This window comes from Pseudoalteromonas sp. Z1A6 (genome assembly GCF_011378745.1).
Lineage (GTDB): Bacteria > Pseudomonadota > Gammaproteobacteria > Enterobacterales > Alteromonadaceae > Pseudoalteromonas > Pseudoalteromonas arctica.
Map to the genome: position 1 here is coordinate 1 of NZ_WTKW01000074.1, position 14,473 is coordinate 14,473.

The 14,473-nt window shown below is 39.8% G+C and carries 10 protein-coding genes; 4 read left to right on the forward strand and 6 right to left on the reverse strand.

Going from position 1 to position 14,473, the window contains the following annotated elements; translation table 11 throughout:
• Positions 1-143 precede the first annotated feature (143 nt).
• Positions 144-614: a DUF2721 domain-containing protein gene (locus GQR46_RS06855; protein ID WP_165740517.1), complete on the forward strand. Its 471-nt coding sequence runs from the start codon at positions 144-146 to the stop codon at positions 612-614.
• A 74-nt stretch (positions 615-688) separates the two neighbouring features.
• Here the strand turns inward: GQR46_RS06855 and GQR46_RS06860 are convergent, their stop codons facing one another.
• Positions 689-1,222 carry a hypothetical protein gene (locus GQR46_RS06860; protein ID WP_165740518.1) on the reverse strand — a complete coding sequence of 178 codons (534 nt, stop codon included), beginning with the start codon at positions 1,220-1,222 and terminating at the stop codon, positions 689-691.
• 11 nt (positions 1,223-1,233) lie between these two features.
• Positions 1,234-3,573 carry a S8 family serine peptidase gene (locus GQR46_RS06865; protein WP_165729346.1) on the reverse strand — a complete coding sequence of 780 codons (2,340 nt, stop codon included), beginning with the start codon at positions 3,571-3,573 and terminating at the stop codon, positions 1,234-1,236.
• Between the two features lie 225 nt (positions 3,574-3,798).
• Here GQR46_RS06865 and GQR46_RS06870 point away from each other — a divergent pair, with 225 nt between their 5' ends.
• Positions 3,799-4,251 (forward strand): cytochrome c, encoded by a 453-nt coding sequence (locus GQR46_RS06870; RefSeq protein WP_165740519.1) that lies wholly within the window; start codon positions 3,799-3,801, stop codon positions 4,249-4,251.
• A gap of 89 nt (positions 4,252-4,340) precedes the next feature.
• On the opposite strand, the gene GQR46_RS06875 is transcribed toward GQR46_RS06870, so the two are convergent.
• Both GQR46_RS06875 and GQR46_RS06880 read right to left on the reverse strand, forming a co-directional pair.
• A complete protein-coding gene (locus tag GQR46_RS06875) occupies positions 4,341-7,472 on the reverse strand; it encodes an efflux RND transporter permease subunit (protein ID WP_165740520.1) in 3,132 nt (1,043 codons plus the stop codon).
• 12 nt (positions 7,473-7,484) lie between these two features.
• A complete protein-coding gene (locus GQR46_RS06880; RefSeq protein ID WP_007580481.1) occupies positions 7,485-8,663 on the reverse strand; it encodes an efflux RND transporter periplasmic adaptor subunit in 1,179 nt (392 codons plus the stop codon).
• A 287-nt stretch (positions 8,664-8,950) separates the two neighbouring features.
• Between GQR46_RS06880 and GQR46_RS06885 the strand changes: the two genes are divergently transcribed.
• Positions 8,951-11,458 (forward strand): zinc-dependent metalloprotease, encoded by a 2,508-nt coding sequence (locus tag GQR46_RS06885; protein ID WP_165740521.1) that lies wholly within the window; start codon positions 8,951-8,953, stop codon positions 11,456-11,458.
• Positions 11,459-11,527: 69 nt separating this feature from the next.
• Here GQR46_RS06885 and GQR46_RS06890 read toward each other — a convergent pair whose 3' ends face one another.
• A complete protein-coding gene (locus GQR46_RS06890; RefSeq protein WP_165740522.1) occupies positions 11,528-12,316 on the reverse strand; it encodes a PhzF family phenazine biosynthesis protein in 789 nt (262 codons plus the stop codon).
• 72 nt (positions 12,317-12,388) lie between these two features.
• On the reverse strand, positions 12,389-13,003 hold the full coding sequence (locus tag GQR46_RS06895; protein WP_033012533.1) for a PQ-loop repeat-containing protein: 615 nt from the start codon (positions 13,001-13,003) through the stop codon (positions 12,389-12,391).
• A gap of 290 nt (positions 13,004-13,293) precedes the next feature.
• Here GQR46_RS06895 and GQR46_RS06900 point away from each other — a divergent pair, with 290 nt between their 5' ends.
• Complete coding sequence (locus GQR46_RS06900) at positions 13,294-14,430, forward strand: PepSY-associated TM helix domain-containing protein (RefSeq protein WP_165740523.1); 1,137 nt, start codon at positions 13,294-13,296, stop codon at positions 14,428-14,430.
• Positions 14,431-14,473 lie beyond the last annotated feature (43 nt).

Consider the following 14,473-nt stretch of genomic DNA (forward strand, 5'->3'; position numbering starts at 1 on the left):
TTTCAATATCATTACCCAAATTTCAAATATATTGGTTAGGCATGGCCTTCCACATTAGAGCTGATACTTAACTTTCCTAATTCTATTTTTTATATTACTGTTCTCATCCGTATAGAAAAAATAATAGCTGTAAAAAGAGAATTATGAATAGCGAAGTAATTAACATTTTAACAATGGCAAAAGTAATTCAAACGGCCGTTGCTCCCGTATTTTTAATCACAGGTATAGCAGCAACTTTAGGTGTTTTATCTAATCGCTTAGCACGAATTACCGACAGAGCGCGCTTATTGGAGCGAAGATTAAAAGTAAATACAGATGACGATTTTAGTAAGTCGCTAGCAACAGAACTGCGCGCTTTATTAAAAAGATCGCGTTTTATACATATTGCTTTTAGTTTAAGTGTATTAAGTGCCTTACTTGTATGTGCTGTGGTTATGTTTTTATTCTTGTCACACATTCAATCAATTAACTTAAGCGTGACTATTGCTTGTTGTTTTGTAGCTGCCATGGCGTTACTTATTTGTGCATTTATTTCGTTATTAGGTGAAGTGTTTTTAGCAACCCGCAGCATGCGTCGCGGGATGATATTTGCCGATATAGGAATTAATGATTAACTTTTCATAAAAAAACCCCGAATAACTAATATTACTCGGGGTTTTTATTAAATAAGCTTATTTAATAAAATAACTTATTGCGCAGTATAAATCGTCTCTAGTACTTCAATTCTAGCTTCTTTAGCATAACCTGAAGCATTTAACTGCTCTGCTGCAACTAAAATATCTTGTCCATCATTCACTGCTAAAACGGCAATCTTAGTACCAGGAAATACAGACACCACTTTTAATCCAGCCGCTGCAGCAACGTCGCTAGCAGTAATACCATCTCTTAAAAGTACCGTAATATTACCTGATAAAGAACTTAAGCTATTAGTTAAAACATTACGTACTAAAGTTCCTTTAGTTACTAAATCAGATTTACTTGCAACGTCTACAACTGCCATATCGCCTTTTTGCATAACTACATGCTCATCGGCAGCAACACTTGATGGAACTAAGCGTAAATTTCTCTCTACTTTATAAGAGCCAAAGTCAGCTTTAGTATACTTAATAGTAGATACTTGTTTTTTTGGTAATTGAAGCCTTTCATCAAAGCTTGTGTTTGCCGAAGCGCTTAAAGAAATACACGCAGCAGTACTTAATACAATTAATTTATTTATTTTCATTTTCATAATCCTTACTCTTGACCTGCGTGACCGAATGCGCGTAAAGACACACCCTCTAAAATACTCGCTGAGCTATTGTTAGTAATACCCGTGATTACGCCACCAAAAATATTATCCGGAGCATCACTAAATGCATAACTATTTGCACTTGTATCTAGTAAACGAACCGTCCAAGTACCTTTAGTCGACTCACCATAAAACGCATTTGAAAGCATTACAGCATCTTTTAAAACATACCCACTACTGAACCCAGTTGAAGTATCGTATGCTGGGTATAGCATCGCTTGTTTAGAGGACAGTAATACACTACGTGTACCCGCTGGCGATGTAACTTCTATAGCTAAATCTGTTCCGGCTGAAGTTTGTGTACCATCGCTTAAGCCAAAGCCCATCTCAGCATTACTTACATCTAACTTAAACTGCATTGCTTCAATGCTTAGCTCTTCAGTCACTTCAATTTCTTGTGTAAGACCCGTTGCATTGTTATCTGGAATTTCTAGTGCAAGTGCGTCTTCAGCAATTACTGAACCAACACCGCTCCACTGAGTAATAACTTGTTCACCTAAAGCAACATCGTAAGCCTTCGCCATAGAAACCGCAGCTCCAGCATCAGCACGACCAAAACCATATAAGTTATTGAAGTTATAACCGGCAGAGTTTTCAATCCAACCGTCGTGTGCAACAAATTCGCCTTCACCAACTGTTAATTTAACAGCAGCATTATCTGCATCAATTAAAGTGCTAGTTGATGCAAGGATATGGCGAACGTCACGCCATGTTAAATCTGGATTAGCCGAAAGAATTAACGATACCACACCCGATGCATTTGGCGCAGCAGATGATGTGCCATTAAACGTTGAAGTATAGTTACAGCTTGCATTGTCTGCATGGCCTGGGTAGTTAAATGGATATTGACTTGCAGCAAACTCTTCACCGTAAGCTTCAGCCCATGCTGCAATAGAACCACCATTGAAACCTGAATAACCATTAATACACGTCATTTGATCTGTTGTTACCATTGCAGGTGCAAAACGACCATACTCACCCGCTGGAGCCGACACCATTACGTTAGCACCCGCTGTAGAATAGCTAGTATGCTTCCCGTTCGCATTTACTGCAGCAACACTCAAGTAATAAGGATGCCCTTGGCTTGGCTCAAAAGCGCCATTGTAACAAGTTAAACCTAAGTCATTTGCACCATTATCAGCACAAAACGAGCCTTCTCTGTCGCCATCAATGAATGAGTTACCACTAGATTTCATGTTTAGCGCACCTTTACCATCACGAAGGTTAAGGTTAGGGTAGGATTCAATTGCTTCATCTAGTTCTGAATAGCCAAAGAATGCAGGGAACGTAATACCGTAACTACGGTTAAAGGCTGAAATATTTTCAGACGTACTAATACCACTACCAGGGAAGCCATGAGCAAGTAAATCAGTTTGTGCTACTTTATCTCCACCAAGGTAGTTCATACCGATTAAGCCAGCATCAGGTGCAACACCACGGCCGCCTTTGCCATTCCAACCTTTTGCTGCAATTAAGCCGGCAACACTTGTTCCGTGGTCACCACTGTTTGATGTACTTGTAGGGTCTGTACGATCTAGCGCTTCAGCGTTAAGGTTTAAAGAACGATTTGGTAATACGTTATCTACTAAATCTTCGTGGCGAATTTCCATACCCGAGTCAACAACAACAGCAGTTACACCAGCTCCTGTAACGCCTTGAGCATAAGCGGCTGTTACATTCATATCTTCACCAGCAACCAACCCTGTAGCTTCTGCATTAGCAAAACTAGCATCAACACTTGCTTGCGCTTCCTCTTCGGTATCACCGAATAGGCTTACGTATAAATTAACTAAGCCCTGCTTCATTTCATCACTTAATGAGTATGCTTTTTGGCCTGTATTATTTAGGTGCCATTGTTGATTTGCTAATGGGTCACCAACAACTCCTGAAATGTTTATTTGCGCAGAAGCCGCTTTACCATTTGCGTTTACAGTGTAATCAATAACTGCATCATCATCCGACATTGGAACATAAGTAAATGATGTTCCCTCTACAGTTAGAGTGCCGTGACTAAATGTGAATACGCCATCTTCTGCAACCACTGCTTCACCATTTTCAGTGAAGCTAAATGTAAGTGCATCACCATCGTTATCGCTGGCTTTAAATTCTGCAGTAACAGGGATCCATTGTTTTAAATCTGCAACAACAACATCACTCGCTTTAGGCGCTACGTCAGTAACTAATGGTACGCTGCTTTTATTATCGTCATCACTACTTCCACAACCAGAAAGTGAAACCACTATTGCAGCAGACAATGCTGACATTTTAAAAATATTATTTTTCATAAACTCTCTTTGTTAGTTATTTTTATGATAGGGGCAAGTTACACAATAGGAATAAAAATAACAACGAGGTGTTTACAGTCATTAACAACAAATACAATAGATGTAACGATAGGGTAATCATTGTATGCTTAGTTAAAGAAACAATTATTAAGCACATATATTAACTTGAACATTCAAAGAAGCTAATATAGAACAGGATTAACAATTACTTTAAAAGGGGCAAACATGAAATTGAAAAAAGTATTAGCAACAATAGCAATGGCTACGTGTGCATTTAGCGTATCTGCAAACACTGCATTTAAAGAGCCAACTGATGCAATTGAATACCGCCAAGCAGCGTTTTCAATGATCTCAGTGCAAATTGGTGACATGGGCGCAATGCTAAAAGGTAAAGTACCTTTTGACGCAGAGCAATTTAAAATGCGTGCTAACAACGCTGCTGCACTTTCAAAAATGCCATGGGAAGCGTTTTACGAAGGAACCGATAAAGGCGACACAGCGGCACTTGCTGCTGTTTGGGCCGAAAATGCAACCTTCGTTAAAAAAGCGAATGCTTTTGCGGCAAATGCAGATAAGCTAGCGTTAGCTGCTCAATCGGGCGATAAAGCCGTAATTGGTAAAGCTTTTGGCGCATGGGCTAAAGGCTGTAAAGATTGCCATAAGCAATTTAAAGATTAATTTTACTGCAGTATTTAAGTTGCATTAAAAAGATAATAAAAAAGCCCTGAACGGTTAACCATTCAGGGCTTTTTTTACTTTAATGTCTATTAACTATTTATTGAGACTTTAGCAGCTCGACCTTTAAACGGGCGCTTAAACACCGCACCAATATCACCTAAAATAATATATAGGCATGGCACTAATATAAGCGTTATTAACGTTGCAAACATAACAGCAAAGCCAAGTGCTACTGCCATAGGTATTACAAACTTAGCCTGCAAGCTTGTTTCAAACATAATAGGTAGCACACCGGCAAAAGTTGTTATCGACGTTAATAGTATTGCTCTAAAGCGAGCACAACCAGCTTCTATTACTGCATTTTTAACGCTAACACCTTCGCGGCGAACTTGGTTAACGTAATCGGTCATTACAAGTGAGTCATTTATCACAACACCTGCGGCGGCAATTAAGCCAAAGCCCGACATTAAGCTCATATCTAAATCAAACCAGTAATGACCCCAAATAGCCCCGGTTAAACTAAACGGAATAACCGACATTACAATAAGCGGTTGTGAATAGCTTTTAAGCGGCACAGCTAGCAGTATGTATACTAAAATCATTCCGCCAATAAAAAACATTATTTGCTCATTAGCTTGAGCTTGCTGCTCTTCTATTGCGCCACCAAGCTCTGATTTAACACTTGGGAATTCTTCTATTAGCTGTGGCAGTAGATTTTCTTTTACTTGCTTAACCACTTCGCCTGGCTCAATTTGCTCTTCATCAATATTGCCATAAACATACACGGTACGGTAACCACCTTCGCGGCGTATATAGCTAATACCTGGCGTTTCTGTTAGCTCTACTACATCACCAAGAAGTACTTCTCGCCCTTGTGGGGTAGTAACAACGGTGTGTTTAAGCGATGAAAATGCCTCACGAGTCAGCTTAGGGTAACGTACCATTACGCGTACTTCTTCGCCGTTTCGGATTACACGCTGTGCTTCGCCACCATAAAAACTAGCACCCACTTGATTTGCAATACCGGCTAAATCTAAGCCTAAATCGTAAGCAACGGGTTTAAGGCTCATTTGCACTTCTTTGCTCGCAGGATCTATGGTTGAGCTAATATCAAACAACCCTTTTTGCTGTTGAAGTAATTGAATAAAACGACGACCCGCTTGATTTAAAGTATCTATGTCTGAGCCATACAGTAAATAGCCAAACTCGCCGCCGCCATTACCACCGCCGCCACCAACATCGTCTTGAATAGTTAACGACTTAATACCAGCAATAGTCGGCATAGCCTCACGCCAGCGACGCGAAAGTTCAAATGCATTGTATGGACGTGAATCTTCGTCAACTAATGGAGCTAGTAACTGCGACTCGGTTCTGCCTTGATTAAATACCAATACATCACGAATAATCTTTTGGCCAAACTCACGTTCAGTTTCTTCATCGACTCTAAGTACCATAGCTTCTATTTCACGAATAGCAGCAATGGTTTGTAAGTCAGAAACGTTGTCGTTCATTTCTACTTGAATTTGTGGAAAGTCGTGCGGCACTTTAGGAGTTGGAACTGTACGTACTTTATTAGACGTAATAAGTGCAATACTGATTATAAACATTGCAATAAAAGCAAACAAAACAGTCCAGCGCCAATCAACACACTTAGCAATAAAACGTTTGTATGGCCCATTTACGAAACCAAAAAAGCGTGTGTTGAAGCGATCGCGCCAACCACCTTTTTTAATCGGCGAAAAGTGCGTATGAGCAATGTGAGCTGGCAGTATCAGCTTTGATTCAATCAAACTAAATACTAAACACAGCATTACTACAACGGCTATACCATAAAAGAAGGCACTTTCTGGCCCGCTCGACATTGTGAATGGTGCAAATACAGCAATTGTTGTTAACACACCAAAGGTTGCAGGGGTCGCGACTCGGTTAGCGCCACGCACAACATTTTCTACACCACCGCCGCTTTTTTCAACTTCGGTGTAGGCAGCTTCCCCTATCACTATGGCATCATCCACCACTATGCCAAGCACCATTATAAAAGCGAATAACGAAATAATATTAATGCTAATGCCAAATAGTGGCATCATCATCATGGCCCCTAAAAAACAAACAGGTAAGCCAATCATTACCCAAAGCGCTAGTTTAAAACGCAAGAATAACGACAACATAATTGCCACTAAAATAGCACCTTGAAACAGGTTAGCTTTCATCATATCAAGGCGAGCATTTAGGTAGTAGGTCATATCCATTAATGGCTCTAATCGAATACCTGGCGGTAGCTGCTTATTTTTTTGATCAATAAACGCTTTAACCGAATCCGCAACGGGAATCATGTTTTGCTCTTGCGTTGCTTTTACCGATAAATACACCGCGTTTTCGCCATTAAACTTAAAGTAGCGCTCACCTTCGGTAAATTGATCTTTAATAACTGCAATATCTTGCAGTAAAACTTTAGCGCCATACTCGCCAATTTTTACCGGAATTTGCCTAAACTCTTCACCCGAGTAAAACTGATTCTCGACGCGAACAGAAATAACACCTGCGTCTGTTTTTAGCTGCCCCGCCGAAAAGTTAGCTGAGTAACGGCGTACCGCATTCATCACATCACTAAGGGTTAGATTATATTGGCGCAGCGTATCGGGCTCTATTTCAATTGCTATTTCATCAAGAGGAACATCGTTTACCACTAACGACACGTTAGATAACTGTAGTAACTCATCCTCTATTTGGTTTGCTATAGGCTTAAGCTCTGTAAGTGGTAAGTCAGCAACGAGCGTCATACCTATTACGTCTTGCCTAAACTCAACCTGACTTATGGTGACCGGTTCCATACCCGCCGGAAAAGTCGCAATACCATCAACACGCAACTTTACTTTATCAAGCACATCGGTAAGTTTTGCATCGGTGTTTATTTCCAGGCTGGCTGTACCGCCATTTCTAAATGCGCGATACACGCCTTTTTTAATTTCGGTTATATCTTTAAGTGACTCTTCAACTTTTATAAGAATACTTTCTTCTATTTCCTGAGGAGAGGCACCTGGGTAATTAGCCTCAATATTAATGTAGTTAATCTCTACATTAGGAAACATTTGACGCTGAATCGTAAAGTAACTTATAGCCCCCATAATAATGATAAAAAACATCATTAAATTAGCGGCTACTGAATTATTAGCAAAGTAGGCAATTAGCCCTGTTTGTTTTTGTTGTATTGACTCGCTCATAACTATTACACCCTACAGCTGTTGCGTGTTTGAAGTGCTCGTTTCTGAGCTTTCAGGTTTTGCAGCTACACCTGCAATTTTAACCTGCATTCCTTTTTGCGGGTATTCAGGTAAAGTAATAACGAGTTTGTCATCGGCATTTAAACCACTGCTAATATAAAAATACTCACCCTCTTCTCGAATAACCGTTACTTTGCGAGGCTCTAGTTCTTGATTTTCGTTTACTACCCACACAGTTTGATTGTTAACTAAAGCTTGCGGTAAACGGTAAATATTATTAAGCATTGCACCTGCAAAATTCACCTGTACGTAGCTGCCAAACTTAATGGCTGGTTGTATGTTTTTAAGACCGTATGGGTCTTCTATACGCACTACTAGACTACTCATACGCGTAGCGTTATCAACAATCCCTAGGTCGCGGTCAATTACACCTTCACGGGTGAAGCTGTTTAGGCCTTTTTGAATAATCGTTGCGGTAATACCTTTAATACGCTCTGGTAAAAAAACGCTATCGAACCCTGCTATAGGAATAATCACTTCAGCAGTTTCAATATTATTGAGCTCAGCAACTTGCGAACCCATAGTGACAAATTGACCAACACCTACATTTCGGCTAATAACCAATGCATCGTAAGGGGCTGTTACTTCACAATTATCTAAGTCACGTTGTGCACGTTTTAATGCAGCTTGCGCCGACTTTACAGATGCCTGCGCACTTAACACTTGAGGCTTACGTAAAAATAAGTCGGTACGCGCTTTACTTGGAAAACGCTTTGCTTCATCTGCGGCTACTTGAGCTTGGGCCTGCTCTTCAATTAAGCCTGCTTGTGCACGAGCAATTTCTGCCTCTGCAACAAGTACTGCTGCTTCGTAGTTGTCTTTTTCGATAGTAAATAACGTTTCACCGCGAGCAACGATGCCGCCGGCTACAAAATTAGGATGCCAACTTAACACTTCACCCGACACCTGCGCCGAAAGCTGTGTACTTTCAAGAGGCTTTACTTCACCGTAGCTATTAATAATAACTTGATGATCGTTTGCAGCCACTGGCTCAACTTGCACTGTTGGACGAGTATCAATTACTTCTTTTTTTTCTGGCTCTTGTGCAATGGCATTTATTCCCATAAAGCCAACAACACCAACAATTAGCGCTACAAATGGAAAAACCCATCTAAGTGAATTTGTTTGCATATCCTATTATCCCCAAAATTCTATTAACGTCATAATACCAGAGCCATATGAAACATTAAGGTGACATTTGTAAGCAACTGTTGCAAATACATATAAACCACTGCTATTTAGGGCTATAAAAATAACTTTGCATGCAGCTCACCTCATTTGTTATATTTTGTTACAAACTTTTGTTTATTAATATCAGTTAATTAGCGTTGTACACTTAAATTTCGTCGCGAAGATGTGCGAAATTAAATTAATTTACGTACAGTCCAATTAAATTAACAAATATTAAAAGTCTCAAAATGAAATTAACGACCATCACCCTTGCGCTTAGCTTAGCGTTTGGCAGCCATGCATTTGCAGCCGATAAAAAAGACGAAAAAGAGCCAAAAACACTTAGCGAAATGATCAAAGGACAAACCGAATTTGCCGGTATATTTAGCCTTTATCAAGACGAAAAAACCGGTAAGCACCTTATGGTGATTAACGAGTCCCAACTTAATACGCCGTTTGTATATTTTGCGCACACTGTCGATGGCGTTACAGATGCAGGCCATTATCGTGGTTCGTACCGTGAAACTAAGTTAATTGAATTTAGAAAATACTTTGATCGTATCGATATCATTAGCAAAACACCTCGCTACAAATTTGACGAAAACAGTGCAATTTCAAAAGCGAGTGATGCCAATATTAGTGAAGCGGTACTTGCGAGCATTAAAATAGAAAAAGAAGAAGACGGTAAAATAGCATTCAACGTAAATAAGTTATTTTTAAGCGAAGCACTTCATAAAGTATCACCTACGCCAAATCCAGCTGATAAAAACGCCAAAAAGCGCTTTAAAGTAGGCAAATTAGACGATAAAAAATCACGCATTATTAAACAGCGCCCATACCCTAATAATCTAGACGTGGTTGTTGATTACGTATTTACTAACCCAAGCCCAACGGTACGTGGCTCAAATGCAGTAAGCGACCCACGTAGCGTATCGGTAAAAGTTCAGCACTCGTTTGTTGCTTTACCTAGCAATAACTACGCACCACGTATGGATGATGCGCGCATTGGTTATTTTACAAATCAATTTGATCAAATGACATCTACCGATTGGGCACCTTATGAAGATGTTATAAAACGTTGGGATCTACAAAAGAAAGACCCTAGTGCAGCACTTTCAGAGCCAGTAAAACCAATTACTTGGTGGATAGAAAACACCACACCTATCCAATGGCGCGATACTATTCGTGACGCTGTTTTAACGTGGAATACTTCTTTTGAAAAAGCCGGTTTTAAAAATGCCTTAGAGGTAAAAGTACAACCAGATGATGCAGACTGGGATGCGGGCGATATTAATTACAACGTACTGCGTTGGACTTCGTCACCTAAGCCTCCATTTGGCGGATACGGACCAGCACTTGCTAACCCATTAACAGGCGAAATACTGGGCTCAGACATTATGCTTGAGTTTGTATTTATGAAAAACCGCTGGATTTATGACACACTTTTCACTCAAGGAACAATGAGCCACGGTGAAACAACAAATACCGGTGAGCTAAATTGCTCACTAGGGCATGAGATTCAACAAAATCTAATGCTTGCCAAAGGTCTTGCTAGCGGCGACAAAATTGAAGATAAAGAAATGCTTCGCCAAGGTCTAACGCAATTGGTACTTCACGAAGTTGGCCATACTTTAGGTCTTAACCACAATATGAAATCATCTATTTTGTGGGATGAAAAAGAAGTACACGACAAAAACAAAACCCAAGGCATAGTAACCGGTTCTGTTATGGATTATGCACCGGCTAACATTGCCCCAATTGGTATGCAGCAAGGTGATATTTTTCAAACAAAACCAGGTCCTTACGATGATTGGGCAATTAACTATGGCTACAGCGTAGCACTTGCAGATGAAGCTGCTGAGCAAGCTAGACTTGAAAAAATACTTGCTCGTTCAAGTGAACATGCCCTTGCCTTTGGTAACGATGCAGACGATATGCGCGCACCAGGTCGCCATATCGATCCACGTGTAATGATTGGTGATTTGTCGTCAAATCCTGCGGCCTATGGCGCAGATCGTATGGCGTTAATTAATAAATTATTTACTGAGCTAAAAGATAAAGCAACAGTTAAAGGTGAGTCTTACCAACAGCTTGTTACCTCTGCTAATAGCTTATTTGGTCAGTACAGAGCTCAAGCGGGTGTTGTTTCTCGCCAAATTGGTGGTGTGTACGTTGAGCGTGCTGTAGTGGGTGATGCAAACGCAGATAAACCATTTACACCGGTATCGCTTGAGCGTCAAACACAAGCGATGGATATACTCGCAAAGTTTGTATTTGCACCAGACGTACTACAAAACATGCAACCTCTATATAGCTACTTGCAACTGCAACGTCGTGGCTTTAATCACTTTGGTAAAAATGAAGACCCTAAAGCACACCAAATGATTTTAGGGATGCAAAAGTCTGTACTTGCACAGCTATTACACCCAGCGGTATTACTGCGTATTTCTGATACTGCTTTGTACGGTAATGAATATAGCCTAACTCAGTTTATGCAAGATTTAACCGCTAATATTTTTGTGAAAAGCAAAGACGCAAACTCTATTAGTCACAACTTACAAATTGAGTATGTTAACCAGCTAATCGCAATTGCAGGTCTTGGCAAAGCAAGTAAGTACGATAACTTAGCTAAAACAGCTGCGTTATATCAGCTAACTCAAATAGCCGATACCAGTATTGCTTGGGGTGCAGATACAGCAACTAAAGCGCATAAAAAATATATTGATCGCTTAATTGCAAAGGCACTAGAAGCGTAAAATATCTCTACTAATTGAGTAAACCAAGGCCACGTTTAACGTGGCCTTTTTTATCACTTAATTCACAGATCAAATATAAATAGTGCCTTTTAAATACCTTACAGCATGCCCCGTTAAGGTGACGGTTGTATCACCCACTTCACATAGTAAATACCCGCCTCTGCTTGAAGCCTGATAAGCGCTTAACGTAGTTTTACCCAATTGCTGCGCCCAGTAAGGTGCCAAGCCAGTATGAATAGAGCCTGTTACATAATCTTCGTCACCACCGCTTGCAGGCCAAAAATAACGAGATATAAAATCATATTCAGCACTTGCAGCAGTGGCCACTACATCAAGTGGATAAAGCGTTTTTAAAAGCTCTGAGCTAGTTTTTAATTCAAGTATTTGATCGGCGTTTTCATAAATAACAAAGTAGGCTTGGCGATTTTTAAGCACTTTACTCGGTTGTATAGACAGGCCGTCAAGCAGTTGCTGAGGCACATTTTGCACTTCAACCGGTGCTTGTTTTGGAAAGGTCATTGCAAAGCTACCATCAGCGTTTTTATTAACGATTAGCTCGCCCACCGCATCAGCAATAAAGCGAATTTGCGATATGTTATGCTCTTCACATAAAACATAGGCAGCCGCAAGTGTGGCGTGACCACAAAAATCGATTTCCATTAACGGCGAAAACCAACGAATAACAAAACTGCCATCGTCTTGCAGGCAGGTAAAAGCAGTTTCAGATACGTTATTCTCAGCGCCAATCTTTAGCATTAAATCGTCACTTAACCACGATTTTAGTGGGATCACTGCCGCATAGTTACCTTTGAATAACTCATTCGTAAACGCATCAATTTGATGAATAGCTAATTGCATTGTTTAAACTTTGTAATGATTAATAGCTTAAAACTGCCATACCTAAACTAAATTAGCACTTTTATTTTGGCTTTAAGCCATTACAGGCCGCATTCTATAATATTGCATACAACCAAATTGCACAGCATTGGTAAGCAACAGCATAATAAACATAAGTAAGTGCGCTGTGCTTGGAGCCGCTGTTGTAAGCTCAACAACTAAGCCGCAAATACCAGCAATAAACTGCAAGCTAAAGTAGCGCGCGCTTAAATTACTTACATTACCCGTACGCAATGTTTTATAAGTTTGCGGCATAACACGTACCGAACTCATCACAAGGCCAACATACGTTAAAGCGCTTAATACCGTTGCAGTATCGAGGCTTGAATTCAAAAGTAGTGAAAAAGGCAGTAACGAAAAACCTAGCATAGTAAACAACTGTACCCGTTCTCGTTTAGCTGCGTTATAACGTGCAAAAAAATACAAAATAAGTCCGCTTAACGCACCGGTTACAATAAATGGTAACGCAATATAAAAACGCTCAAAATAAATATTGTAGGTTATAAAATATAGGCTTTGTGCTAACCCAAACGTCATCATCAATAGTGATAAACCTGAGACACTACGATTTTTTCGAATTTTGTTTAGTAATGGTAAAAAACTAAAAACCAAAATAAATGAAGACAATATAGGCAAATAATGCGCCAAAGCAACCTCGCTCGTTACATAAATGTTAATTAAACACGGAAATAAAAACATTTAATAAACATTTGTTTTAAAAGGCTTTTACTATGAGCGCGGCATTGTAGAGCCGCGTAAATTTAACTCAACTAAATAAGACATTCTTGTTTTAGGTACTGGCAAGCTAGGTATACAAAAACCGTAGAATTAAGTTCACGGTTTACCGGTTTAATAGAAAGCCTCACCGCCAAACTATTAAATAAAAATGATAGTTGTTATCATGCGCAGGTCATTAGTTGCTGTATATAAAACTACCTATGAGAAAAACTCTTTTTAAAATTCACAGTTGGATCGCTCTAATAGCTATCATTCCATTGATTGTTATTAGTATTACAGGGAGCGTATTAGTTTTTAAAAGTGAAATAGATGGCTTGCTTATGCCAAGCAGCCACTTTGTTGTAAATGCACTGCCAGAGCGCATGCCAATCGACACGTTAATTGCCAAAACAGAGCATGCTTACCCTGAATATGTAGTAGGTAGTTGGGAAATATTTAACGATGATACAGCTGATCGGGTTTACTTAGTCAAACGCGGCACAGAGCAATGGTATAAGTTTCATTTAAACCAGTATACGGGTGACATTTTGTCTGAACCTGTTGGTACCAGCCATTATTTTACCGATTGGTTTTTAGAACTACATTACACTTTTTTACTGAACGACTTTAAAAACCTGCCAGGGCAAACAGGCACTGTACTAGGCTTCTTTTTTGCTCTGTTTTTATTGGTATTAGGTATTACTGGGCTTATTATTTATCGTAAATTTTGGCAGCGTCTATTTAGTGTGCGCTGGCGTGCAACACTGCAAATTGTACTTAGCGACATTCATAAAATGACGGGGGTTATAGGATCTCCCATCATTATTATTTTAGCTATCACAGGTGGCTACTTTAACTGGGCGGTGTGGTATCACGAAGTTATTGAACACGCAGATGAAGAGCACTTTGTACTAACCAAAAACCTACACAGTAGCGATATTTCGTTTCAACGCATACTTGATGACAGTAAAAAGCAAATCTCCACTTTTAACGGTACGTTTTTAGTTATGCCACTCGAGCCTGACGAAAACATTACCTTATTCGGCGAAGTCGATACCGCCAACCCACTTGCTAGTGAGTATGCCAATACGGTTAGCTATAACAAGCTAACAGGCGAGCACATAGCTAACTGGGATATTCGCGAAGTAGGCGTTGGCTGGCAGGTAATTGATAGTTTTAGAAAACTTCATTTTGGCTACTTTGCAGGGCTAATAAGTAAAATACTGTGGTGCGTAATTGGTTTGAGCCCAGTGTGGCTAGCAGGTACTGGTTTTTACTTATGGTTTACTCGCCGAAAACGTAAAAAACAATCACAAAAAAACCGTTTAAGTAAACGCCAAGTCACTAGGGCGTATTGATCTTTGGTGGGTGAATTTGCAGCAGTATGTTTGGTTTTTAGGC

Coding starts and splice junctions, on each gene's coding strand:
- GQR46_RS06880 (WP_007580481.1), bottom strand. CDS start 8,663: ATGCAAACAAATTCACTTAGATGGGTTTTTCCATTTGTAGCGCTAATT.
- GQR46_RS06855 (WP_165740517.1), top strand. CDS start 144: ATGAATAGCGAAGTAATTAACATTTTAACAATGGCAAAAGTAATTCAA.
- GQR46_RS06900 (WP_165740523.1), top strand. CDS start 13,294: ATGAGAAAAACTCTTTTTAAAATTCACAGTTGGATCGCTCTAATAGCT.
- GQR46_RS06875 (WP_165740520.1), bottom strand. CDS start 7,472: ATGAGCGAGTCAATACAACAAAAACAAACAGGGCTAATTGCCTACTTT.
- GQR46_RS06865 (WP_165729346.1), bottom strand. CDS start 3,573: ATGAAAAATAATATTTTTAAAATGTCAGCATTGTCTGCTGCAATAGTG.
- GQR46_RS06870 (WP_165740519.1), top strand. CDS start 3,799: ATGAAATTGAAAAAAGTATTAGCAACAATAGCAATGGCTACGTGTGCA.
- GQR46_RS06885 (WP_165740521.1), top strand. CDS start 8,951: ATGAAATTAACGACCATCACCCTTGCGCTTAGCTTAGCGTTTGGCAGC.
- GQR46_RS06890 (WP_165740522.1), bottom strand. CDS start 12,316: ATGCAATTAGCTATTCATCAAATTGATGCGTTTACGAATGAGTTATTC.
- GQR46_RS06860 (WP_165740518.1), bottom strand. CDS start 1,222: ATGAAAATAAATAAATTAATTGTATTAAGTACTGCTGCGTGTATTTCT.